The 23,257-nt window shown below is 42.9% G+C and carries 24 protein-coding genes; 6 read left to right on the forward strand and 18 right to left on the reverse strand.

Annotated features, from left to right (window positions below; translation table 11 throughout):
* The 9 genes from BN6539_RS21085 to ylxM all read right to left on the reverse strand — a co-directional run bounded on the left by BN6539_RS21085 (position 1) and on the right by ylxM (position 5,825).
* Positions 1-516, reverse strand: a complete 516-nt coding sequence (locus BN6539_RS21085) for a cell division protein SepF (RefSeq protein WP_067542982.1) — start codon at positions 514-516, stop codon at positions 1-3.
* Between the two features lie 21 nt (positions 517-537).
* Entirely contained in the window at positions 538-1,242 is a 705-nt protein-coding gene (locus BN6539_RS21090) for a YggS family pyridoxal phosphate-dependent enzyme (protein ID WP_067543648.1), read from the reverse strand.
* 34 nt (positions 1,243-1,276) lie between these two features.
* The gene (locus tag BN6539_RS21095) at positions 1,277-2,251 is read right to left on the reverse strand and encodes an HlyD family efflux transporter periplasmic adaptor subunit (protein WP_118335284.1); all 975 of its coding nucleotides are present in this window, start codon (positions 2,249-2,251) and stop codon (positions 1,277-1,279) included.
* Positions 2,252-2,265: 14 nt separating this feature from the next.
* Positions 2,266-2,997 carry a tRNA (guanosine(37)-N1)-methyltransferase TrmD gene (trmD, locus tag BN6539_RS21100; RefSeq protein ID WP_067542988.1) on the reverse strand — a complete coding sequence of 244 codons (732 nt, stop codon included), beginning with the start codon at positions 2,995-2,997 and terminating at the stop codon, positions 2,266-2,268.
* Positions 2,987-3,493: a ribosome maturation factor RimM gene (gene rimM / locus BN6539_RS21105; protein ID WP_067542991.1), complete on the reverse strand. Its 507-nt coding sequence runs from the start codon at positions 3,491-3,493 to the stop codon at positions 2,987-2,989. Before rimM ends, trmD begins: the two co-directional genes overlap by 11 nt.
* 67 nt (positions 3,494-3,560) lie before the next feature.
* Positions 3,561-3,800 carry a KH domain-containing protein gene (locus BN6539_RS21110; protein ID WP_067542994.1) on the reverse strand — a complete coding sequence of 80 codons (240 nt, stop codon included), beginning with the start codon at positions 3,798-3,800 and terminating at the stop codon, positions 3,561-3,563.
* A 17-nt stretch (positions 3,801-3,817) separates the two neighbouring features.
* Positions 3,818-4,063, reverse strand: a complete 246-nt coding sequence (gene rpsP, locus BN6539_RS21115; protein ID WP_067542996.1) for a 30S ribosomal protein S16 — start codon at positions 4,061-4,063, stop codon at positions 3,818-3,820.
* Between the two features lie 60 nt (positions 4,064-4,123).
* Complete coding sequence (gene ffh, locus BN6539_RS21120) at positions 4,124-5,464, reverse strand: signal recognition particle protein (protein ID WP_067542997.1); 1,341 nt, start codon at positions 5,462-5,464, stop codon at positions 4,124-4,126.
* A gap of 1 nt (position 5,465) precedes the next feature.
* Entirely contained in the window at positions 5,466-5,825 is a 360-nt protein-coding gene (ylxM, locus tag BN6539_RS21125) for a YlxM family DNA-binding protein (protein ID WP_242869444.1), read from the reverse strand.
* A 169-nt stretch (positions 5,826-5,994) separates the two neighbouring features.
* Here ylxM and BN6539_RS21130 point away from each other — a divergent pair, with 169 nt between their 5' ends.
* Both BN6539_RS21130 and BN6539_RS21135 read left to right on the forward strand, forming a co-directional pair.
* Complete coding sequence (locus tag BN6539_RS21130) at positions 5,995-8,406, forward strand: sugar-transfer associated ATP-grasp domain-containing protein (RefSeq protein ID WP_067542998.1); 2,412 nt, start codon at positions 5,995-5,997, stop codon at positions 8,404-8,406.
* A gap of 158 nt (positions 8,407-8,564) precedes the next feature.
* Positions 8,565-10,826, forward strand: a complete 2,262-nt coding sequence (locus BN6539_RS21135; RefSeq protein WP_067542999.1) for a peptidoglycan-binding protein — start codon at positions 8,565-8,567, stop codon at positions 10,824-10,826.
* An 83-nt stretch (positions 10,827-10,909) separates the two neighbouring features.
* Here BN6539_RS21135 and BN6539_RS21140 read toward each other — a convergent pair whose 3' ends face one another.
* Together BN6539_RS21140 and sppA are read right to left on the reverse strand one after the other, a co-directional pair.
* Positions 10,910-11,101: an excinuclease ATPase subunit gene (locus BN6539_RS21140; RefSeq protein WP_067543000.1), complete on the reverse strand. Its 192-nt coding sequence runs from the start codon at positions 11,099-11,101 to the stop codon at positions 10,910-10,912.
* Between the two features lie 11 nt (positions 11,102-11,112).
* Positions 11,113-12,174, reverse strand: a complete 1,062-nt coding sequence (gene sppA / locus BN6539_RS21145) for a signal peptide peptidase SppA (RefSeq protein WP_082907662.1) — start codon at positions 12,172-12,174, stop codon at positions 11,113-11,115.
* Positions 12,175-12,348: 174 nt separating this feature from the next.
* Here sppA and BN6539_RS21150 point away from each other — a divergent pair, with 174 nt between their 5' ends.
* Genes BN6539_RS21150 through BN6539_RS21165 form a run of 4 tightly spaced genes read left to right on the forward strand, consistent with a single transcriptional unit; the run spans position 12,349 to position 16,570 of the window.
* A complete protein-coding gene (locus BN6539_RS21150; RefSeq protein ID WP_067543002.1) occupies positions 12,349-12,726 on the forward strand; it encodes a GntR family transcriptional regulator in 378 nt (125 codons plus the stop codon).
* Positions 12,723-13,625 carry an ABC transporter ATP-binding protein gene (locus BN6539_RS21155; protein ID WP_067543005.1) on the forward strand — a complete coding sequence of 301 codons (903 nt, stop codon included), beginning with the start codon at positions 12,723-12,725 and terminating at the stop codon, positions 13,623-13,625. The genes BN6539_RS21150 and BN6539_RS21155 overlap by 4 nt, the downstream gene beginning before the upstream one ends.
* Entirely contained in the window at positions 13,600-15,306 is a 1,707-nt protein-coding gene (locus BN6539_RS21160; protein WP_067543008.1) for a hypothetical protein, read from the forward strand. The genes BN6539_RS21155 and BN6539_RS21160 overlap by 26 nt, the downstream gene beginning before the upstream one ends.
* Before the next feature lie 55 nt (positions 15,307-15,361).
* A complete protein-coding gene (locus tag BN6539_RS21165; RefSeq protein WP_067543011.1) occupies positions 15,362-16,570 on the forward strand; it encodes a BaiN/RdsA family NAD(P)/FAD-dependent oxidoreductase in 1,209 nt (402 codons plus the stop codon).
* Here BN6539_RS21165 and BN6539_RS21170 read toward each other — a convergent pair.
* The 7 genes from BN6539_RS21170 to BN6539_RS21200 form a co-directional block, all read right to left on the reverse strand.
* On the reverse strand, positions 16,567-17,418 hold the full coding sequence (locus tag BN6539_RS21170) for a YitT family protein (protein ID WP_187375551.1): 852 nt from the start codon (positions 17,416-17,418) through the stop codon (positions 16,567-16,569). The two genes, BN6539_RS21165 and BN6539_RS21170, sit on opposite strands and share 4 nt — an antisense overlap.
* 170 nt (positions 17,419-17,588) lie before the next feature.
* Positions 17,589-17,870, reverse strand: a complete 282-nt coding sequence (locus tag BN6539_RS21175; protein WP_067543014.1) for a putative signal transducing protein — start codon at positions 17,868-17,870, stop codon at positions 17,589-17,591.
* Position 17,871: 1 nt separating this feature from the next.
* A complete protein-coding gene (gene thrS, locus BN6539_RS21180) occupies positions 17,872-19,617 on the reverse strand; it encodes a threonine--tRNA ligase (RefSeq protein ID WP_067543017.1) in 1,746 nt (581 codons plus the stop codon).
* 30 nt (positions 19,618-19,647) lie between these two features.
* Positions 19,648-21,033, reverse strand: coding sequence for an LCP family protein (locus tag BN6539_RS21185; RefSeq protein ID WP_067543020.1), 1,386 nt, complete (start codon positions 21,031-21,033; stop codon positions 19,648-19,650).
* A 9-nt stretch (positions 21,034-21,042) separates the two neighbouring features.
* Positions 21,043-21,819: an ABC transporter ATP-binding protein gene (locus BN6539_RS21190; protein ID WP_067543025.1), complete on the reverse strand. Its 777-nt coding sequence runs from the start codon at positions 21,817-21,819 to the stop codon at positions 21,043-21,045.
* Between the two features lie 17 nt (positions 21,820-21,836).
* Entirely contained in the window at positions 21,837-22,643 is an 807-nt protein-coding gene (locus BN6539_RS21195) for an ABC transporter permease (RefSeq protein ID WP_067543028.1), read from the reverse strand.
* On the reverse strand, positions 22,644-23,240 hold the full coding sequence (locus tag BN6539_RS21200; protein ID WP_067543031.1) for a 2-C-methyl-D-erythritol 4-phosphate cytidylyltransferase: 597 nt from the start codon (positions 23,238-23,240) through the stop codon (positions 22,644-22,646).
* Between the last annotated feature and the right edge of the window lie 17 nt (positions 23,241-23,257).

Below are 23,257 nucleotides of genomic sequence, written 5' to 3' on the forward strand. Positions count from 1 at the left end.
TTACCTCCAAGGACTTTTTTCATCGGATGAGAAATCAAAAGCAGTTCTCTCATCCTGAGAAGAAGAAATATCCACATTTTCTGGTGCGAAGATGAAGATATTGTTCGCAACCTTCTGCACATTTCCATTCAGAGCATAAGTCGCTCCACTCATGAAATCAAAGATTTTTCTCGCAACCTCTGTTTCCAGTTTCTCTAAATTAATTATAACCGGTCTTCTGCCTTTTAAACTGTCCACTAATTTCGGGCATTCTTCGAAAGCTTTCGGCTCAATTAAGACCAGTTTAAAAGCGCTGGTGTTCGTAACAGAAAAGCGCTTTTCAGAGGCTTTTGAAGAGCTGCTGCTCATAGGCGGCTTCGGCTTCTTTTCTGTGGTCACCGTATCGCTGACATAAGAGCGTCTCGGCTCTTTCGCTATTTTTTCTTTTGCTGCGTTGACTTCTTCCTCTGTAATCATTTCGTCATCGTCAAGCTCTTCTATACCGATTACTTTTTTGATTGATTCTGCAAAACCCATAACTTTTTCCTCCCCTAGGTATCACTTTTCTTCTTTGCGGTAATCTCTATACCCGAAAATGGCTGTTCCGACTCTGATCAAATTGGAGCCTTCTTCTATGGCTGCCTCAAAGTCATTGGTCATTCCCATTGACAGATACTCAAAATCTACCCTGTCACTCTCTTCATTAACGTATTTGTCATATATTTTCTTAACTTCTGCAAAATATTCTCTCGCATCGTTGGGATCTTGTTCAAAAGGTGCGATACACATCAACCCTTTTATTTTAATATTCGGGCACTGCTCTGCAATGTCTCTGATCAGCTGATCAGTTTCATCTGTGGTAATTCCAAACTTGGAATCCTCTTCTGCCGAGTTTACCTGAATTAAAATGTCCATGGTCAAATCGTGCTGCTGGGCTCTCTTGTTAATCTCCTTTGCCAGATGGAGGGAATCAACAGAGTGAATCAGACTCACCTTGTCGATAATGTATTTAACCTTGTTGGTCTGTAGATGACCGATTAAATGCCATCTCACCGGCTTCACTCGATCAAATTTGTCCATAATTTCCTGTACTTTATTTTCCCCAATATCGGTAATCCCTGCGTCAATAGCTTCATTCATTTCCTCTGGCGTATGAAGCTTCGTTACAGCAACTAAAAGGACATCGTCACCAGTTCTGCCTGATTTTTCAGCAGCCGCTGCCTTTAATTCGTTAATATACTCGATATTTGATTTAATTGACATTTCTACACCTGCCTTCATAAATTTTATTATAGCATTATTTTGGTTCCTTGAGAACCACATCGTAAATCTCTATGGTATCGTATGTCTTATCTGTCTCTTTATCATAGAAATAGGTATCTTTCACTAAAGACTTTTCACCGTCGCTGACGATGACTTTGATGGGAACAAAATAATAATCGTTGGTCTTGTTCTTCACATAAACCCCTTGCATCCCTTTTTCTTCAGTAATACTGCTGTTTTCAATAATTAAACCCTTGCCGCTGTCTGTTACAAGGGAGATATCAGCTACTCTCATCCTGGCGAATTTCTCATAATAATAGTCAGTCACTAAAATGACTCGCCCTTTGCCATCCTGTTCATCGGCTTTGTAAACCTTGGCTCTGACAAAATCGTCTTCAAATTCCACGGTCACTTCTTGATCTTTTGTGTAACGGCCCAGATTCTTTTTATCGATGAAGCAGACGATGTACCATTTGGTGCGGTCCGCAACTTTGAATACAGGCTCGCCTTTGGCGATGGAGTTTCTCGCAAGATCCAAAACGTTGTCCTGACTCAATTTGCTGAAATACTCGTAAGTACCATTTTCCATATTGTCCGGTCTGATCTTCCCTTCGTAGCCGTCTGCATAATAGCTGATGACACCGCCTTTTGCTACAGAAAAATCGCTGGTCGATACAGCGTCTCCCCCCAGCCTGGTCAGCATGTCCGTATATTTGGCAGACACTTCGCTTTCTGAACTGCCGGTCACTTCCATGACGGTTGTCCCAGCACGCACTAAGGTTCCGCCCTTGATGTAACGATTTGCCTTACCGCTTGCCGCTGAGACGTAAACCTGCTCGTCTCTGACCAGATATCCTTGCGTCTCGTCGGCCACTTTCAGTTCTCCGTATTCTACGGTATAAGAGGACACCAATGCCCCCGTCACTTTTGGTATAATATATATAATTATGTACAGCGCGATTAAGGCTATTACAAAAATTAATATTGGTTTTTTTCTAAATTTACTCATAAAATTATTTTACATCATTTTAATACTTTTTCCAATACCTTATGTTCATCTTTTGTCAGTTTTTTACTGTTCTTCACAAACTCTTCAAATAAATCCGGCCTCATTTCCCTGGTCAGGCGCAAAGACTGTTCAAATTTCCAAAGATAAATCAGTTTATGATTGCCACCGACCAAAATCTCCGGCACATCCATACCTTCATAACTTCTCGGTTTCGTGTATTGCGGATATTCCAAGAGGCCCGAATAAATGGATTCTTCTGTGGCAGAATCTTCGCCGGCCAATACGCCGGGGATTAAGCGGGCTACAGTATCGATCAGGACCATAGCTGGCAGTTCGCCGCCTGTTAAAATATAGTCTCCAATCGAAACCTCCTCCATATCAAAGTGATCCAAAACTCTCTGATCGACCCCTTCATAATGGCCGCAGAGAATGGTTAGCTCTTCTTCTTCTGCCAACTGCTGAATCTTTGTCTGGTCAAGAATATTGCCCCTCGGAGACATGTAGAGAATCTTTTTGCCTCTCGCGTCGATAGAGTTCAGGGCACCAAAGATGGGATCTGCCATCATGACCATGCCGGGACCTCCGCCGAAAGGGTAATCATCGACCTTTTTATGTTTATCGTTGCTGAAATCTCTGATATTGATAAAGTTGAATGTAATGATGCCTTTCTCGCAGGCTCTGCCCAGGATGCTGCCAGTGACGGCTGTGAACATCTCTGGGAAAAGAGTCAATACGTTAATCTTCATCTTCAATCATCCCTTTTATTAAACGCACTTTTACGTATCCCTTTTCAAGGGATACTTCCTTTACAAATTCTGAAACGACGGGAATCAGAACCTCGCCGCCTTTTGCCAGCCTGACCACATATAGGTCCTGTGAGGATGGCTGCAGCACGTCTTTGATGGTTCCTAGAATCTGATCCTTCTCTTCATCGATGACGGACAGGCCGATCAGATCTCTTATATAAAAGGTATCCTCTGGCAGCTCAAGAAGATCATCCTCTGTAATAAAGATGTCCTTGTTCTTCATGGCCTCCGCCGCGTTTCTGTCGTCAACGCCAGAAAGCTTCAAAATCACCATCTGCTGCTGATACCTGACTTTTTCAATTTCGTATTTCTTATCTTCGACAAAGATTTGTTCCAGTTCTTCGTATCTCTCTCTGTAACCGGAGTAATTGTAAACCTTCACTTCACCTCTCAGGGCAACGGCGTTTACGATTCTCCCAATCTTAATTTTTTCCATTTTTCTCCTATTATATTTGAGGCACATGAAAATACCAAAGTAAATCCATGTGCCCTTGCTCGTAATACTATTCGTCTTCTGAGACGATTTCTACTACTACTTTTTTGTTTTCTTTTGTTGCGGCTGCTTTGACAACAGTGCGCAGTGCTTTTGCAATTCTACCCTGTTTGCCGATCACTTTTCCCATATCGTCAGCAGCAACTTTTAGCTGCAAAACGCTGCCATGTCTGTCATGCTCTTCTGTCACAACCACATGCTCCGGATGATCGACCAGTGATTTTGCAATTGATTCAACTAATTTAGTCACGTCGTCTCACCGCTTTCTTACTCAATGATGCCAGACTTCTTGAAAAGACTTTTAACAGTTTCTGTCGGCTGTGCGCCGTTTTCTAACCATTTTTTAGCCTTTTCGTCGTCGATTTTGATTGTAGGCGGCTCTACTAGTGGGTTGTAGTAACCGATCTCTTCGATGAACTTTCCATCTCTTGGTGTACGAGAGTCTGCAACAACTACTCTATAGAAAGGCTTTTTGTGAGCACCCATTCTCTTTAATCTGATCTTAACCATTATATTGTTCCTCCTTTTATCATTTTTCTTATCTTAAACTCAGTCACTTACTGAATTATTAGCTTAAAACAAACCTCTGAACATTTTGTTTCTCTTCATCGCTTTTGGATTAGAGAACTGTTTTACCATTTTTTTTGTCTCTTCATATCTCTTGATGAGATTGTTGATCTTGCTGACCGGCTGTCCGCAGCCCGCCGCGATTCTCTTTCGTCTGCTGGCATTGAGCAAGTTGGGCTCCTGCCGTTCCTCCCGGGTCATTGACTGAATGATGGCCTCCATCTGGCGAAATTCTTTTTCGCTTTCTGCAAGGTCCACGCCCTTCATCTGTGCCGGACTCATTCCCGGCATCATCTCCAAGATTTTGCCGACGCCGCCCATACTCTTGACCTGGCCCATCTGATCCAGGAAATCTTCCAGAGTGAACTGATTTTTCTTCAGCTTCTTTTCTAGCTTCTCGGCCTTCTCCTGGTCAAAAGAGGCTTCTGCTTTTTCTATGAGAGAAAGCATGTCTCCCATCCCCAGGATTCTGCTGGCCATTCTTTCAGGATGAAAAGGTTCTAACGCGTCGAACTTTTCGCCCATACCCATAAACTTAATCGGCTTACCGGTTACCTTCTTGGCGGAAAGCGCCGCGCCGCCTCTGGAATCGCCGTCCATCTTGGTCATGACAATACCGTCGACACCCAGCTTCTCGTTGAAGCCTTTGGCGACGTTTACTGCATCCTGACCGGTCAGGGCGTCAACCACCAACAGTATTTCATGGGGTTTTACGGTTCCTTTGATGTCCACAAGTTCGTCCATCAAGGCTTCATCTATCTGCAGTCGTCCGGCCGTATCGACAATCAATACGTCAAAGCCTTTTTTCTCAGCTTCTCGCTTGGCCTCTAAGGCGATCTTTGCCGGTTCCCTGCTGTCTCTTTTGGTAAATACAGGCGTGTTAACCGACTTACCCACCACTTCCAGCTGGTCGATGGCCGCCGGTCTATAGATATCACAGGCGCAGAGCATCGGTTTTTTACCGCTCTGCTTCAGGTAATTCGCCAGCTTTCCGCAAGTCGTCGTCTTACCTGTACCCTGCAGACCGACCATCATAATGGTAGTAAATCCTGACGGGGAATAGGTCAGCTTGCTGTTAGTGCCGCCCATCAAGTCAACTAATTCTTGATTTACGATCTTGATGATCTGCTGTGCAGGCGTCAGACTTTCCAAAACCTCTGAACCCAGACACTTCTCTTTCACGTCATTTACAAATTCTTTTACAACTTTGAAGTTGACGTCTGCCTCCAAAAGCGCCAGCTTGACTTCCCGCATCGCATCATTGATATCGGCCTCTGTCAGTACGCCTTTGCCCTTCAGCTTTTTAAATGCACTCTGTAATTTATCGGATAAATTTTCAAATGCCATGCTACAGCCTTTCCAGTCCGTTGATAACGGACTTAATCTCTTCTAAACCATCTACTAATTCTTGATTTCCATTATATTTCCGGGCCAGCTCCAAAAGCATGGAGTCAATCTTGGCGATGACCTCGTTTGACTGCATCAGCTTAGATACAAGACCCAGTTTCTCTTCGTATTCTTTCAGTGATTTCTCCGCAGATTTCAGCGAATCGTGAACAGCTGCTCTGGAAATTCCAAATTCCTCTGCAATCTCCGCCAGAGAAAGGTTCTCCTCGTGATAAAGTTCCATCACTTCTTGTTTCCGCTTTGTTAGAAGCTGTCCGTAAAAATCGTACAAAAGACTGGCTTCTGTAATACTGTCCATCATCTTTTTTCCTCTTCTGTTAAGCAAAATTCCTTAACACCATGATACTTTATCATACATTGCTCAGGCTGTCAAGGATTTTTGCTTTACATTTTTATTGCTTTTCTCCCCAAAACATTGTATAATGACTATGTTCGTCCATGAGACAGGAACAATACACAGGAGGCAATTTATGAGTTTATTACGAAAGTTTAAAATAATGCATATGCGGATCAACGGCTTCTACGGCGGTAAAGCCCGCTGGTGGCTCAATGCAAAACAATATGACGAGAAATATAACCAAAATTATACGGAAAGAGAAAAAAAGTGGGCATACAAACACGGTTTTTTACCTTCTGTCGTGGAAAGATATGGTATCAACGACGATAATTACGAGGATTTTATTTCTCTCTATGATTATTGTCACATTTTCCCCGTCAACGATATCTTTAGAAAGTGGATCAACGACAGAGTAACTACAAGAGACGTATTAAAGCCTTTTGCAGAATATCTGCCCAGACAGTATTTTCAGCTTTATAAGCGCGACTCTGACGTTCAGATCATCAAGCTGCTGGATTGTCCTGACGAATATGAGGATACCTACGAAGGAATTCTTCAGTTGATTCAAGACAAAGGAAAGCTGTCTATTGCAAAAACCCTCGGTACGAATTTCATCACTCTCGCTTATGAGAATGGTCAGTACGCCATAGATGATGAAATCGTCTCTGACGAAGAACTGATCAATAAGATTATCGATAGCTTGGGAATTCTCGTTATCATGGAATATGTCGAATGCGGTCAAGCTACCAAAACAATTGAGCCAGGCAATGCAAACTACTTGAAACTAATCGTATATAATAAATATGGAGACAATCCGAAAGTCGGACAGGCTTATCTCAGTATCAACGCCTCTAAACAATACAGCAATCATGAGTTCTTTTATGCAGAAGGCACTACCTCTATGGGTAACGAAGAAGATTTAGACTCTAAATCTGACATGCAGGCAAAAGACACGGAAATTGATCAAGACGACGACACGATCGGCAGAAACTTCATGGAAAATGAAGTCGTCCTTCCTTTGCAGGGACAGCCTCAGAAAGTGACGCGAAGAGTGTTTGTACCGATATGCCTGGAAGACGGCACCTTTGATGGCGGTAAACAATTACAAGGCAACCGCATTGCTGAAATAACAACCCACCCGACCACTAACGCACCTTTAAAAGGTCAAATCGGTAATTGGAACGAGATTTTAAATCTGGTTGAAAAGATAGGAAAATTCATTCCACAGATTGAATATATGGGAATCGATGCGATTCTCACCGATGACGGAATCAAAATGGTTGACTTTGCCGCACATCCAAGCTATCCGCAAGTAGTTGGATTTAACGAGGAAATGACGGATTACCTAAAGCTGAAGGTAAACCTGACGAAGAAGGAAGCTGCAAAATGGGCGAATAAGAAGAAGAACTTCAAGAAAAAATCAAATACTTTTATGTGGATCAGATTGACCAGATTTCTATGCCCTCCTAAAATGCGTCCTCTGATATATAAATGGTGGCATATTACCATGTGGGATGATTTGTTCTCCAGAAATGGCGTTTCTCTCAAAGAGAAACGTTGGGCTTATAAACACGGCTTCTTATCCTACCGTTTAGAGCAGTATGGAATTACTGAGGACAACTACAAGGATTTCATTTCCGATTATGATTATCGTTATTTAAGACACATCAATAACAAATACAGAGTATGGCTGGAAGACAAGATCACTGTCAAATATATCTGCAGTGACTACAATCAGTTCTTCCCGCAGTACTATTACCATATCTCCGTCAGAAACGGTCAGAAGCGCATCATACCGCTGATGGACTGTCCGGAGGGCTTTGGAACTGATTTCGAAGACATATTCAGATTGGTTGAAAAAGTAGGCGTCTTAGCCTGCAAGCCGCAGAGAGGTTCACAAGGCGAGGGTTTTTATAAGTTTTCTTATCACAACGGAAAATATTATCTGAACCACAAAGAAAGTTCAAAAGACGAAGTATACGAAATACTCAACAACGAGGAAAGCCAATATCTGATTACAGAGTATATTCAGATGCACTCTTCTCTGAAAAAGATCTATGACGGCGCGGTGAATACGCTGAGAATCATCGTCTTCAAAAAAGATGGCAAGACGCCTGAAATCGGCAACGCATACATGCGATTCGGCTCTTCAAAAACAGGCGCTGTCGATAACATGGGCGCAGGCGGCATGTTTGTGCAAGTGGATATTGAAACAGGAAGATTCCACAATGGAAAGATTATTACAGAGAATAACATCTTGCCATGCTCCCACCATCCTGATACGGGAGAATTGATTGAAGGTATTCTGCCAAATTGGGACATTGTAAAACAAGGCGTCATCGATTTAAGCTATGCAATGCCTCAATTGGAATATTTAGGCTTCGACGTAGCGATTTCAGAGGACGGCATGAAATTGCCTGAAATCAACAGAGCGCCTGGTTACCCTAAAATTGAAAAGTTTACACCGCTGACAAACGATTATCTGCTATACAAGTTAGAGCAAAAGAGAAAGAAATACAACGTTACACACTATACAAAAAAATAGCCCTGTAATAAAAGCATTGAAATAGTTTGTTTATGAAAACACTTCACCTGAATATTCAGTGTGAGGTGTTTTTTTAAACATTATTTTTTTCCTGTTGTAAACCACACGGAATTTGTTTACAATACTAATGAGTGAATTTTTTTAGGAAAGGTATGGAAATGAATTTAAAACGAAATAAAATATCATCAGCAGCTATCATATTGGTACTAGCTTTAATTATATCCTGTATCCCCTTTGATTCTGCCTTTGCTGCAATTCAAGAAGTTGATACACCGACCCGGACAAATACCTTCAGTTCCAGCAACACTTCTACCAGTGAATATTGCAAAGGAACGATTGAGGGCAGTAAACTGCATATTCAGCTGCGGACAGTAGTGCCGTCTGTGCAGTTCCGCGTTGCCCTCTATGGCGTCAATCCAAAAACCGAAGTGAACAATCCCGGCATTTATGTTACAGCACAGTATATGGGCAGTTCTTCTATGGGTAAGTCAGTTTACGGATTCGAATATACTTTAGATTTTGCCGATATAGAGGTCCCTGATGGCGAGTATTTTTTATATATATCGCAGTTGAAAAATTACGCTGATACCTATGAAACAATACCGAGTAAGGGCGCTTTATACAAGAATCTCCCTATCATCATTGAAGATGGAATGCCATCGATTCCAAGATACGATGACATCATCGAAGAGAATGCTTCTGTGCAGAAAAACAGCGGACTTGCTCCCAGTGAATATCTCGATAAGTCTATGGAAGACGTTCGTTTCCTATTTGTCGATCCTAAAACAAATGTCAGAGAAGATATGAATAGTGAAAAAATCAGCTATATCAAGCGATTATCTGATAAAATTACGACTGGCACATATAACGACTATGATAAACTCATAAAAATCTACGAGTATGCTGCAGGAAACTTCTATTATGATACGGTGGCCTTTTCTACCCATTCATACCAGTATGCGAATCCTTACCAGAACATGTACAATCGTGAAAATAAAATCGCCAGCGCAAACAGTGATAATCAAGGACGGGTAGCAACGACATGCCAAGGCTTTGCAGGCATCTACCTGGCCCTGGCTAGAGCACAGGGAATCCCTACCAGACTGGTATATGGTCATCGAGCCAGCGCACCAACATATAATTGGAATACCGAAGGCGATTTAACTACTCGAGATCACTGGTGGGCCGAATCTTATGTCAATGGCAGATGGATTTTCGTCGATCCCACTACTGGCACCAACAATCGTTGGAATAAAACGACAAATGCCTGGCAGTATTACGGTGTTACCAATTACACTTATTTCGATCCTTCCGATGAACAGTTTGCGGTATCCCATATTTCTTTCAATGTGTACAGAAATAATTTTGTGGGATATTTAGTGTCGAACAGCAACGAAATAAAGAAGCTGACTACTTTCCTGGAGACGAGTGCAGGCGGTGTAACCAACGGTAAGCTTTTGAACAAGGACTACGTTAAATCCAATAAAAAGACTTGGGGCGACGGCGTTATAAACAACTTCTATGGTGATGGAAAAGGAAGAATTGCCCGCATCAGATGGAACGGATTCGGCCTGAATGGCGACGCAGATTTTTCCAGCTTCAGCAAGATGAAATATCTATATTTGAAAGACAATCATCTCACCTCGCTAAATCTTAGGAATAACACTGAAATGAGAAAGGTTGAAGTGCAAAACAATCAGATGACGACCATAGATTTAACCAATTGTAAAAAACTAACTTCAGTGCAAACAATAGGAAATGAATTACAACAGGTCAAAATCTATGCCAATAAGCGTAATACGACCATTACTGCTGGTGAGAATGGATATATCTATATCACTTTTGATAAATCAAAGAAGTACAAGCTGAGAACATTCTTTCAACCGGATATCGGTTACAAGGTAGGCGGTTTTTACAACACCAAGGGAAAAAAATTGACATCTCTGAAATCTTACTCTATGAATCCAATAACCAAGACTTATAACGTGGTATTCGAGTTAGATCCTGATAGTTTTAAATATGAGCTCAGCATAGGAAATAATGCGGAACAGTACAAGGAATACAATAAGGCGGCACAAAAACGTCTGAGAGAATTAGGTTACTATAACGGTACAGAAGACGGACTCTTTGACAGTGAAATGAAATCTGCCGTGGAAGAATTCCAGACAGCCTTTCATATTGAAGTGACGGGCGTTATCGATGAAACAACTTGGTCCATCCTATTTGATCCTGATCCACAGCCAATTGTAGATGATAATGACGATAAACCTGGCGAGGAAGACCCGACAGATGCTGATCAAGATAAAGAAAAAGACAACAGCCATCAGCCGGCGACAAAGGATGCCGACGTAAAAACGAAAGAAGATGCTGATAACGAAGAAAATGCTGACAACACAGCAGATACAGATGAATTAGTATAATTTTATAAGGCCATAAAAAACGGACAGGTCGGTCGCTAAATTCTTGCGACAGTTCTGTCCGTTCTTTTTATAACCTGATTTTCCTACTCGTCGACTTCTTCATACTCCAAGCTGTCAGGAGTATTGGGACCTTCCTTGATAAAAGTACCTTCCAGCTTACAGTTAGGACATTGACCAAATTGCTCTCCTGCCACGTCCAGCAGGTCAATCGCGTATTTAAATTTCTTTCCACATTTTGGACATGCATAATACATATAAAAAGCTCCCCAAGTCATCTGTTCTCCTCCTATTTCTGTATCGGTGACAGATATGTCACTGTAAATTGATTATTCTCTTCCATCAGTTTCATCAGCTGGTCATACTCTGACTTCGCACTGCTTTCGTCGGTTGAAGTTTTGCTTTCCAGCCAGGATAAGAACGTAGTCTTTGGCTTATATTCCATTGTCTGCAAATCGCAGTCTTCCAGCTCGTAGGTAGACTGCATATCTCTGACTGTATCTTCCAAGGTGCCTACTTGATCAATTAGGCCGTTTTCTTCTGCCTGTTTTGCCGTATAGATTCGGCCGTCAGCTAATTTTTTCACGGTTGAAAGCTTCATGTTGCGTCCTTCTGCGACGATGTCGACAAACTGGTCATAAGACTCATCTACAATGCTTTGGTAAATTTCCCTCTGTTCTTTCGTCAACGGATTTACAGAACTGCCCATGGCTTTGTTATCACCTGATGTGATGGTCACAGTCTTAATTCCCATCTTCTCTAAAAATCCTGAGATATCATATACGGTACCGATGGTCACACCGATGGATCCTGTAAGAGTGTTTCTGTTTGCAAAAATTTTGTCGCTGACAGATGCAATATAATACCCTCCAGAAGCTGCCGTGGATTCCATATAAGTGTAGACTGGTCTTCCTGTCTCCTCCGCATATTCTTTAATCTGCAGATACAGCTCATCTGTGGCATAAACACTGCCGCCCGGCGTATCGATGCTGAGAATCAAGCCCTTGTTATAAGAATCATTTTTCATCTGTTTGACGCGGGCCATAAGCCACTGTTGATTGTAAGTATCTGACGTGCCGCTTTCTTCTGTTATGGTTCCATGCAATGCAAGCACTCCTATGTAATCGCTATTATAGTCATAGTCATCTTCTGCCGTACCGAGCATATTGTTGACACCCATGTTGCAGCTGACGCCAAGGATCACAATCGCGACAGCGATAATCAAAAAAATGATCAGGCCTTTCTTCCAACTGCTGAAACCCTTTTTACGGGCATTGCCTTTATATAGCTGGTCAGGATCGTAGGTGTTCACCTGACGATTTTCCTGTCCTTGATTTTTATCATCGTACATCTCTTCCCTACTCCTTCAATTAATTGAAATTCTAACGATATTCATTGTATCATTTTTGTTGAAATTTGTAAACGGCTGTCGAAAGAATGACAATATATACCGAAGCAATTGAGATTATCGTTGACAGTGTACTAGTCAATATAGTACACTTAAGACAGAAAAGGAGGTCAGACTATGTTTCAGATAGATATGACCAGCCATAAGTCTATCTATGAGCAGGTCGTCGATAATATCAAGGAGCTGATTATGACCGATGTCCTTGCACAGGGGAGCAAGCTGCCATCAGTCAGAGAGCTGTCGAGAGATCTGACGATAAACCCCAATACGGTCCAAAAAGCTTATCGAGAATTAGAGCGTGAGGGTTTTGTCTATACCACTGCCGGCGTAGGTACTTTTGCTTGTGACAAAACTAAATTACGACCTGATCCGCGCCGTATCGAAGAAATTGAAAAAGAAATTCTATCAGCATTGAAAGCCCTGCAGTATTTGGGACTTAGTCATGAAGAAGCAAAGAATATCGTCATAGCGGTAATTGAGGAGGATAGAAAATGATTTATGTGCAAAACCTGAGTAAAGCCTTTGATGGCTTTCCTGCGCTGACTGATTTAGACCTTTGTGTGCAGAAGGGGTCAATCTATGGTCTAATCGGCACAAATGGCGCTGGAAAAACCACAATCTTACGTCTGCTCGCAGGTGTTTTAATTCCTGACAGAGGTAAAATTTTAATAGACGAGACACCTGTATTTGATAATGAAGAACTCAAACAACGCATCAGCCTCGTGTCAGATGACCTGTATTTTCCCGCCGGCACATCACTTTTTGATATGGGAAAATTCTATCGAGATATTTACATCGGCTGGAATCAAAAGAAATTCGAGACTTTGATTGCCCTCTTTGGTCTCGACGATAAGAAAACGATCCGCAGCTTTTCTAAGGGCATCAAAAAGCAGGCAGCCTTCACCCTTGCCCTATCCACATCGCCAGACTATTTGTTTTTGGACGAACCGATAGACGGTTTAGATCCCGTTGCACGTAAGCTGGTCTGGAAACTGATTGTTGATGAAGTCGCCGAGAAGCAAATGACCGTTTTAGTCTCTTCTCACAATTTAAGTGAGATGGAGGGAATCTGCGATTCCATCGGCATCATCAGCAAAGGCCGTATGCACCTCGAGAAAGAACTGGACGCCATGAAGAGCAAGATGAACAAAGTACAGGTTTCTTTCGGTACCAGCGGTTGTCCTGACAGCGTACTGCAAAACCTGCATATCCTGCACCAGGAGAGCAAAGGCTCAGTGGAACTGCTGATTATTCATGAAAAAGCTGCCAGAATCAGAGAAGTCATTGAAGCCGAACAGCCTCTGCTTTTCGACCTGCTGCCACTGACATTGGAAGAAATATTTATCTACGAATTGGGAGGAGAAGACGATGAAATCAAAAAAATCCTTTTGTAATCTATCAGCAGTGCTGGTGTCCAGAAATCTAAAACAATTCTGGCTAATACCATTTGCAGCGTTCCTCGCCTATTTTATCAGAGGTATTCTGCCGCTCATCGTAAAATCGAGCAGCTACGAGACGCTGCGTTATCTCACCAATGACGTTCTCTCAAATCACGACTACGTCTATCTCGGCGTATTGATGGTACTCCCTATTTGCGCCTCAATCGCAGTCTTTTCTTACTTACATGGGAATGCGCCAGCTACTGCCATGCACGCCATGCCCTTTTCAAGAAAGAAATTATACCGCTCCAGCGTGGTTTCGGGTATGATCATGATTGTTTTGCCCATATTGCTCATAGGGCTGTGCTACGCCGTTTTACTCCGCGGTGACGTTTATGATTTGGCCCCAGAGATCCTGCCTTCCTGGATCTTTCGGACATTTGTTTCCACATTTTTTGTCTATGCGGTTTCAACCTTTGCTGCAGTAGTGGCAGGCAGTGTGGTAACCCACATTCTGCTAGCCATGTTTTTTAATGGCCTTCTGCCGATTACGATTTATCTCGTCAATCGATTCATGTCAGCCTTTCTCTTTGGTTACTCCAATTCACCGCTGGCAAGCTATATCTTCTCTCCTGTCAGCTTTGAGCGGAATAATTATATCTCCATACTCTACGATGGTTACACGATGCTTACATATCTCGCCTATTTGCTCGTAGCCTTCCTATTAATATGGTGTTCTGCCGCGGCTTATCGACGGCTTCCTTTGGAGAAAGAAGGAAACGCTACAGTAATTACATGGCTGGGAGAAATCATCTGTGTCCTTTTCGCCTTTGTCGCTACCATCATCTTCGATTTTTTCATCATCAGTTGGGGCGGTGAAATAATCAACCTGCCTCTGCTTCTGATTGGTTCCCTCATCGGCTCTTTCCTCTTTTATATCGTCGCCAGGATGATTTTGGAAAAAAGCCTTGCAGTATTCCGCCTCGCCGCATTGAAAAAATATATGGCCGTCCTCGCAGCCCTCGTCCTCTTTTTCGGGCTGACCGTCTTTGATTTGACTGGCTATACGACCAAAGTGCCCGAAGCCGGTACCATAGAATCGATCGCATTAGACGATCCGTTTCCACTCATCGGCATGCCTGAATATCTTTCAGATAATGAGGTTGTTTTAACAAAAGAAGAGAACATTGTTAATTTAACGAATTTCCATCGTCTGCTCGTAAAAAATAAATCATATCTGACGAAGGAGACCGAAAACACGTATTTCTTCGAAATCAGTTATCATTTAAAGGACGGCAATGAGATAAGGCGATTTTATTCGGTTCCTTTAGAAAACAAACTCGGTTTAATAGATGCCTATCGCAAGATATATGAGAGCAGTGAATACAAGCAGTCAGCCCTGACCTCTATTCAAAATGAACAAGCTTCGGACTTCCAGCTTCTGGACAAAACCGGTGAAAAGCTGATCATGAAACTGCCTGATTCCTTTGGAGATAAGTTCAAAACGGCACTCATTCAGGACGTCGAAGGGATGACCTTGGAAGATGCAATGGTAATCCAAACTGATTCATATCAATACACTTTGCAATACAAAGCATTTTATCCTGGTGTCCAGAGTGAAAAAGAAGAAAAGATGTTCAATGTTTATGCCGAGATCTATCCGCATATCAATAAACTACTGGCAAAGGAGTTGTAATCCTGCCAAAAATAGATTAAGCTGAAGATAACCAATGACTGAAAGGACATCACCTATGACATACGATTGTATCATTATCGGCGCCGGCGCTTCTGGTCTGTTTTGTAGCGCAACTTTTGCAAAAACAGTGCACGGCCTAATATTAGAAAAGACAAAACATCCCGGAACCAAGCTTTTGATGAGCGGCGGCGGTCAGTGTAACGTCACCCATGACGGCTCCATCAAAGATTTTGTGGGGTGCTATGGCAAAAATGGCAGTAAAATCAGAAGCTGCCTTTATAAGTACAATAACCAGCATCTCAGAGAATTTCTTCACGACGGCGGCGTAGATACCATAGCGAGGGAAGACGGTAAAGTCTTTCCCAAATCAATGGCTGCCTGTGATATTTTGAAATTGCTGCTATCTAAAAGCCAAAAAAACGGCTTTGCGATTCAATATGAAAGCCCTGTATCCCATATCAAAAAAACGGCAGGAGGATTGTGGCAGGTCACTGCAGCAGAGAAGACTTATCTATGCACGCACCTAGTTATAGCAACTGGCGGCTGTTCCTATCCAACGACAGGCTCTGACGGCTCTCTGTTTCCCATCCTGCGGAAAAGTCTTGGTATTGAAATCGCACCCCTGCATCCCGCTCTCTCCCCTGTCAACGTGGCCGATTATCCCTATCGTGAAATTTCCGGAGTTTCCTTTCGGAATGTATGTCTCTCCGTATGGAGAAATGAAAAGAAAATGGCAGAAGCTTCTGGCGATCTGCTTTTTACCCATGACAATCTATCCGGTCCCCTAATGCTGAATCTCTCCAAAGAGATTCGTCAAGGAGACACGATAAAACTGAATTATCTTTATCCTGAGGATAAAAATACCGTCATAGAGAAAATAAGCGCTGCCTTAAAAAACAGCAGAGGTAGTCTGCCCAAGCTCTTATCTAAAGAGCTCCTTCTTCCAAAGAGCTTTCTACAGCTCGTGGCGGATAGGTCAGGAAATCGGACAAAGGAAATTGCGGCGAATTTGACAGGAGATACCTTTTTAGTTGCCAGCGTTGCCGGATATAATAAGGCCATGGTTACATCTGGCGGCATCTCTTTGACAGAAATCAATTCTAAACGTATGGAATTGAAGAGATATCCTGGTCTTTATGCAATTGGAGAGGTCTTGGATATCGACGGTTTTACTGGCGGCTACAATCTGCAGTTTGCATATTCGTCAGCCAGGGCTGCAAGCAGCAGCATTACAGAGGGATTAGGAACCCGACGAGAAGACTAGATGTTTTCGGTAATCGTGATAAAGGCGTTTTCATCTAAAGCGTGAATGATAGCGTTCATCTTTCCAATCTGAAATCGATTGACTACCAGATAAACCATCGTCTTTTCCTCGTTGGAATAATATCCCTTGGCATTAATTAAGGTGATGCCCGTCCCAAATTCCTCAGAGAGAGCATTGCAGATTTCCTGCTCTTTGCTCGTAACTATGATGGCCGTCTTATCCCTGTCTAAACCTTCAACGATGAAGTCGATGGTTTTGAGGGCAGCCATATAAGTGACGATAGAATAGAGCGGCAAAATCCAGTTGCTTTTGATGATGCCAATGATAACATAGAGTACCACATTGTAGCACATGCAGAAAGTCCCCACAGTAATGCCTAGTCTCTTTGCAAAGATTACAGCCATAACTTCAATGCCGTCTATGGCTCCGCCAAAGCGGATCGTCAATCCACTGCCGACGCCGGAAATCATACCGCCGAACAAAGCGCACAAGAATAAATCCTGTTCCGCCAACGGCGATGCGATGCTGACGTTAACCGGCAATATGTTGATAATGAGAAAGGATACGATGGAATAGACTGCCACTGCATACAGAGAATAAATCGTAAAAACCGATCCCTGCTTTTTCATCCCGAATACAAATAGTGGAAAGTTCAACAGGATTAAGAAGATTGACAGTGTCATAAAGTCAGGCGTCATCTGTGCGAAAAGCATCGAGGTGCCTGATATTCCGCTGTCATAAAGATTTACTGGTGCTAAAAACATCGTTACACCGATTGCATTAATGATTCCTGCAATCGTAATAACTAAAAAATTAATAATAGATAATTGATCCAATATCTTTTTCATATTTCACCCCCTTTATTTTCATCTATTTACATTGTAACATACCTATGTGAACAGCCAAAGGAGGAATTCGTATACAATATTCGTCATATCTTGCGATACCGATGCTTAGAAAAAAAGAAGCCGCAGATACTTGCGTTTTATAACGCAGTGCTGAGCGGCTTCTTACTTTATTAATTCTCTTCTATCGGTTCACAATCATCTAAGTCTACAGGAACAATTATATTTTTTGCATCCTCCAGGCTGTCCTCTGGTACATAGAGTTCAATGGGTGCCGTGGTGTTCTGTCCCATAAAGATTTCAATGTAGTTACTGGCGCCCTCATACTTCTTTACACAAGGAATCCCTTCGCCCTTCAGCTTTGACTCCAATAAGTCCGCCTGAAAGCTGTCATTTACCGTACACAGGTAAACGCCGTCCCTCCACGGTTCATGCTCTCTCTTCTTTCCAAACATGTTACACCGCTTTCGACTTTACTTCTTCAACTAATTTATCAATAAATTCATCTACTGACATCGCTCCCAGCTCGCCCACCTTGGTGGAACGAACAGAAACCAAGTTGGCCTCCGCTTCTCTTTCACCGATGACGCAGATGTAAGAAACTCTTTCATTTCTCGCTTCTCTCAGTTTGTAACCGATCTTCTCATTTCTGATATCCAGTTCTACTCGAAGACCCGCTTCTTCACACTTGGCTGCAACCTCTTTGGCATAGTCCGCAAAAGTCTCCGCTACGGTCAATAATTTTACCTGAACCGGCGCTAGCCACAATGGGAATTTACCCGCAAAGTGCTCTGTCAAAATACCAATAAATCTTTCAATTGATCCAAAGATCACGCGGTGAATCATAATCGGTCTGTGCTTCTCATTATCAGACCCTACATATGTGAGATCAAATCTCTGCGGCATCTGCATATCCAGCTGAATCGTACCGCACTGCCAAGTTCTGCCGAGGGAGTCCTCAAGATGGAAGTCCAGTTTTGGTCCGTAGAATGCACCATCGCCTTCGTTAACCACATACGGCACGCCAACTTCCTGCATGGCTTCACGCAGAGCCTCTTCTGCCATCGCCCATTCTTCGTCAGTACCCATAGAATCTTCCGGTCTTGTGGACAGTTCGATATGGTACTTAAAGCCGAACATGCTGTACACGTCATCGATGAATTTTGCCACTCCGACGATTTCATCTTTGATCTGTTCCGGCAGCATGAAAATATGCGCATCGTCCTGTGTAAAGGTTCTCACTCTCATGAGGCCATGCAGCGCGCCTGACAGTTCGTGCCTGTGAACCTGGCCCAGTTCACCGATTCGCAGCGGAAGATCTCTGTATGACCACATCTTACGCTTATAAGCTAACATGGAACCTGGACAGTTCATCGGTTTGATGGCATAGTCCTGGTCGTCAATTTTTGTAAAATACATGTTATCTTTGTAATGATCCCAGTGGCCGGAAGTTCTCCAAAGCTCCTCATTGAGAATCAGAGGTGTCTTGATTTCCTGGTAACCTCTCCTTCTGTGTTCCTGCCGCCAGAAATTTTCAAGTTCATTTCTGATAGTCATGCCTTTTGGCATAAAGAATGGGAATCCCGGACCTTCTTCGGTCAGCATGAACAGATCCATCTCCTTGCCGATTTTACGATGATCTCTTTTTTTCGCTTCTTCCAGGCGATTGATGTATTCATCAAGTTCTTCCTGTGAAGGAAAACAAGTACCATAGATTCTCTGCAGCATCTTGTTGTGCTCGTCGCCTCTCCAATAGGCGCCTGCCACACTCATCAGCTTGACAGCCTTGATCTGTCCTGTGGATTCCATGTGTGGTCCTGCGCAGAGGTCAACAAAGTCGCCCTGCTTGTAGAAGGAAATAATCGCATCTTCCGGCAGATCCTGGATTAGCTCTACTTTATAATCTTCATTTCTGTCCGCCATATATTTGATGGCTTCTTCTCTAGGCAGTTCAAAACGTTCCAGTTTGTGGTTCGCTTGAATGACCTTCTTCATTTCCTTCTGAATCTTCAAGAGATCCTGATCGGACAGCTTATGCTCCATATCGATATCGTAATAAAATCCATTGTCGATTGCAGGACCGATTGCCAGTTTTGCATCAGGCCATAAATTTTTAACAGCCTGCGCCATGATATGGGAAGTCGTATGTCTATACTTTAACTTGATATCTTCGTCTTCAAAATTGATCTTTTCCTTTGCCATTTTTTATCTCCTATTCTCTAACTTTCTTAATTATTCACTCTGTGATGTCGTACCGCCACCGTCATCCGGCGTTGGATCTGGTGTTGGAGTCGGTTCTGGATCCGGGGTCGGATCCGGCGTTGGTTCTGGATCTGGAGTCGGTTCTGGTTTCGGTTTATTAGAATTACCGCCAGAGCTGCCGCCACTATTGCCACTGCCTCCGGAAGAACCGCCGCTGTTTCCACTGCTGCCGGAATCGCCGCCGCTGCCGTTAGGTCCGGTATTCTGATCTGTATTTCCGGTATTTCCGTCGGTGACATCCTGTGTCGGATCAATTGGTTTTGAATTCGATACAGAACCATCAACAATGCTGATTATTTCATTACTGATCGTAGTTACCGTTTCAGACGGTTTGTAATCCTTTTGTCCAAAGACCTCCTGATGCAGCTTTGTCGTATTATCTGCCAGGTTATCCGGGAATACATAGGAAACGCCGTCGATCATTCCACCAGTGATATCATATGGCCAGCCTATGCTTTCTTCAATCTTAAAATTAGTCAGCCTTGCTGCCAATCCCAACATGTCACTATTGCCCAGATTTGTCTGTGCCTGCGGCAGCAAAAGATCCAAAAGGTCATTTAGTTCGCCGAAACTCATTTTCTTCACTTTGTCGAAGACTTTTGTGAGAACAGTCCTCATGCGCTCTGTTCGCTTGAAATCATCGCCGACACCCTTCCTTATCCTACCATAAGAAACGGCCTGAACACCTTCCAAAGTCTGTTCGCCAGCTTTTTCCACCAGCTTATAGTCCTTCTTTCCAATATTCTCTGCGGTTTGAATGGTATACTTGTTCAACTGCGGAATTTCAAAATCCTGCACGTCAACTGTGATACCGCCCACTTGATCTACCAAATCCGCTACGGCTTTAAAGTTTACGACCACAAATTTGCTGATATTCATATCCATGGCCTGGTTTAACGCTTGAATGGTCATCTTCGGGCCGCCGATTCGATTAGCGTCAGTAATCTTATTATAGCTGTCATTTTCGCCCATCTTCAAATAAGTATCTCTGTATACCGATATCAGTTTGACCTCACCGGTCTCCTCTTTGATACTGAGAATCATGATTGCATCCGCACCTGAGCCTTGAATGTTTTTCATGTCTCTGCTGTCTACCCCTAGAAGCAGTATGTTGATGTAACCGTCTACATCCACACAGGATAATTCTTTTTCGTTTAATCTCACGCGGTCCAACAATCCCAGCTTTGCAAAGACATAGCTGGCAACTCCGATTGCAACAATCAAGATGACGGTCAGGCCGATCAGAATGCCCTTCTGCCAGCCTCTGAGTTTACCAAACCAACGTCCGAATCGTTTAAAAATATTGCCTTCGTATCTGTTGTTGTGTGCGAAGATTTCTTTTCGACGTCTTGCCATAATATTCTCCTATCCTAAAACTTTATTGCTGCCTTTTTTCTTTTTTGCCGCTACTTCCTTATCTACCATGTCTTCATAAAACTGTATGGCATCTTCAATATCGCCGTCATAAACCAGCTTTCCAGCTTTCATGACGATTCCTCTTTTGCAAAAGCTTTTGGCAACATTTGTTGAATGGGTTACGAATAAAAATGTCACTTCTCCACCGCCGACGATTTCGTTTATCTTTAGATTACATTTGCGGCGGAATTCTTTATCTCCGACGCTAAGTGCCTCGTCCACGATCAAAATCTCAGGCTTTATGTTTGCATTGATTCCAAAGCCCAGTCTGGCTTTCATACCGCTGGAATAGGTTCTGACTGGTTGGTCGATATAGTCGCCTAAGTCAGCAAATTCTATAATTTCGTCTTCCAGTTCGCGAATTTCTTCATCGCTGATGCCCAGCAGCTGGCCGCGAAAGAAGATGTTCTCTCTGCCAGTAAAGTCCGGATCAAAACCCGCTGTCAGCTCCAACAGGGCGCTGACTCTGCCGTCCACGATGATTTCTCCCTTGGTGGGATAGGTGACGCCAGTAATCATCTTCAGTATCGTGGATTTTCCTGCGCCATTCCTTCCGAATAAGGCTACGGATTCACCTCTCTCGACGGTAAAAGAAACCTCGTTAATCGCTTTCTTAATCTTCGGTTTCACTCGCTTTGAGAAAATAGCCCTAAATCTTTGTTTATCGTTCTTAAATAATTTATATACCTTCGTCACATTTTTAAACTGTATCGCTATATTATTCATAAAAATTCCTTTTCCCCTTATAATACATCCGGAACGTCTTTCTTCAGTTTTTTGTATGCCCAAACTGCCAAGACAGCCATCACCAAGAGAACAAGGACATAATTCCTCAGTTCTACAGGGTTTTCCCAAAACCACTCTTTATAGACAAAGCAGTCTCTGTAGCCGTTAGTAACCAGCGTAATAGGGTTAAACATCAGTATTTTACGCAGTATGATCGGTTTAACCTCCTGGGCGTTATACAATATGCCCGACAACCAGAAAAGCGCTGTCGTCAGCGATTTTACCAAATTGAGAAAGTCTCTGCTCATGGCCGAAAGCACCGATGCAAACAGTCCCCAAGTAGTAAAGAATAAAAACATCAGAAGCATGTAAAACGGGAGCTGTAAATAGTAGATATCCGGCATGTACCCAAAGCCCATATAAATTAAAATGACGATGGTCAGCAGCCCCATATGGACAAGAAACAAGGACATGCTGACAAAGGTCGGTATGGTGCAGATCGGATATTTAATCTTCGTTACGAGATAGGTGTATCTCCGCAGTGAGGCCGCACCGCCTGTAATCATATCCCTCATATAAAACCAGGGAATCATACCTGCAATAAGCCACAGAAAGAACGGATAGCCCTCTACCGGCTTTCCGTGCCGCAAACCGATGGTAAAGGCAAACCAGAAAACAAAAATTTGTATGGCCGGCCTGATCAGCGCCCAGGCCCAGCCCAGCGCTGCACCCTTATAGGTTTTAATGATATCTGACTTTGCAAGCTTAAAAAGCTGTTTTCTATAATCAATATGCGCTTTTAGTATCTCTTTTAATGTCTCCACTTAATTTCCTTTCCTCTCACTCTTCTCGTAATCCTCAGGCGAATTAAAATCTCTCGTACCGTCCTCCATATAGACATACTTTCCTGCAATTTTCTTTTCGTCAAAGGACATTCCCATAAATGACTGGTAAACCTGCCACCCTATGCACTTCTTTATTTCCCCCTGTAAAAACAATTCCCTCACACGGTTTACGTGATATTGAAAAATCCTTGCATCTTTGACTTTGACGGCAACGATTGATTTTTCATTGCCAAAAAACATCAGATCGTCGGTTTTTGTGCTGACGATAGATTGAATCGCCGAATCGGAATAGAAGGTATCTCCATAGAGAAAGCAGACGTTATTCTCAATCAACTCCGTGGTAAAACGGTCTATTTCCAGCACGTTATTGACAGGCTCATGGCGTCTTGCACCTTCGACCTCATATCTGGGATCGTGGGATGTGATGATAATTTCACAGCCTGCATCAAAGAGCCGGAGCAGTCTGACTGTTCTTGTGAGAAGTGTTTCCCCGCCGACTTCGATAAAGTGCTTTGGTATATCGTGATAATTATTCCACCGGGTGCCTTTTCCATCAGCCATGATAATGTATTTCATTGGTAGTCTCCTAACTC

This window comes from Emergencia timonensis (assembly GCF_900086585.1).
GTDB classification, from domain to species: Bacteria; Bacillota; Clostridia; order Peptostreptococcales; family Anaerovoracaceae; genus Senimuribacter; species Senimuribacter timonensis.

Excerpts from the sequence above, each read along its gene's own strand:
- thrS (WP_067543017.1), bottom strand. The coding sequence starts at position 19,617 with ATGGCAAAGGAAAAGATCAATTTTGAAGACGAAGATATCAAGTTAAAG.
- BN6539_RS21085 (WP_067542982.1), bottom strand. The coding sequence starts at position 516 with ATGGGTTTTGCAGAATCAATCAAAAAAGTAATCGGTATAGAAGAGCTT.
- BN6539_RS21200 (WP_067543031.1), bottom strand. The coding sequence starts at position 23,240 with ATGAAATACATTATCATGGCTGATGGAAAAGGCACCCGGTGGAATAAT.
- BN6539_RS21185 (WP_067543020.1), bottom strand. The coding sequence starts at position 21,033 with ATGGCAAGACGTCGAAAAGAAATCTTCGCACACAACAACAGATACGAA.
- BN6539_RS21160 (WP_067543008.1), top strand. The coding sequence starts at position 13,600 with ATGAAATCAAAAAAATCCTTTTGTAATCTATCAGCAGTGCTGGTGTCC.
- BN6539_RS21090 (WP_067543648.1), bottom strand. The coding sequence starts at position 1,242 with ATGTCAATTAAATCAAATATCGAGTATATTAACGAATTAAAGGCAGCG.
- rimM (WP_067542991.1), bottom strand. The coding sequence starts at position 3,493 with ATGGAAAAAATTAAGATTGGGAGAATCGTAAACGCCGTTGCCCTGAGA.
- ffh (WP_067542997.1), bottom strand. The coding sequence starts at position 5,464 with ATGGCATTTGAAAATTTATCCGATAAATTACAGAGTGCATTTAAAAAG.
- trmD (WP_067542988.1), bottom strand. The coding sequence starts at position 2,997 with ATGAAGATTAACGTATTGACTCTTTTCCCAGAGATGTTCACAGCCGTC.
- BN6539_RS21140 (WP_067543000.1), bottom strand. The coding sequence starts at position 11,101 with ATGACTTGGGGAGCTTTTTATATGTATTATGCATGTCCAAAATGTGGA.
- BN6539_RS21150 (WP_067543002.1), top strand. The coding sequence starts at position 12,349 with ATGTTTCAGATAGATATGACCAGCCATAAGTCTATCTATGAGCAGGTC.
- BN6539_RS21130 (WP_067542998.1), top strand. The coding sequence starts at position 5,995 with ATGAGTTTATTACGAAAGTTTAAAATAATGCATATGCGGATCAACGGC.
- sppA (WP_082907662.1), bottom strand. The coding sequence starts at position 12,174 with ATGTACGATGATAAAAATCAAGGACAGGAAAATCGTCAGGTGAACACC.
- BN6539_RS21135 (WP_067542999.1), top strand. The coding sequence starts at position 8,565 with ATGAATTTAAAACGAAATAAAATATCATCAGCAGCTATCATATTGGTA.
- BN6539_RS21175 (WP_067543014.1), bottom strand. The coding sequence starts at position 17,870 with ATGTTTGGAAAGAAGAGAGAGCATGAACCGTGGAGGGACGGCGTTTAC.
- BN6539_RS21190 (WP_067543025.1), bottom strand. The coding sequence starts at position 21,819 with ATGAATAATATAGCGATACAGTTTAAAAATGTGACGAAGGTATATAAA.
- BN6539_RS21170 (WP_187375551.1), bottom strand. The coding sequence starts at position 17,418 with ATGAAAAAGATATTGGATCAATTATCTATTATTAATTTTTTAGTTATT.
- BN6539_RS21155 (WP_067543005.1), top strand. The coding sequence starts at position 12,723 with ATGATTTATGTGCAAAACCTGAGTAAAGCCTTTGATGGCTTTCCTGCG.
- ylxM (WP_242869444.1), bottom strand. The coding sequence starts at position 5,825 with ATGATGGACAGTATTACAGAAGCCAGTCTTTTGTACGATTTTTACGGA.
- BN6539_RS21095 (WP_118335284.1), bottom strand. The coding sequence starts at position 2,251 with ATGAGTAAATTTAGAAAAAAACCAATATTAATTTTTGTAATAGCCTTA.
- BN6539_RS21165 (WP_067543011.1), top strand. The coding sequence starts at position 15,362 with ATGACATACGATTGTATCATTATCGGCGCCGGCGCTTCTGGTCTGTTT.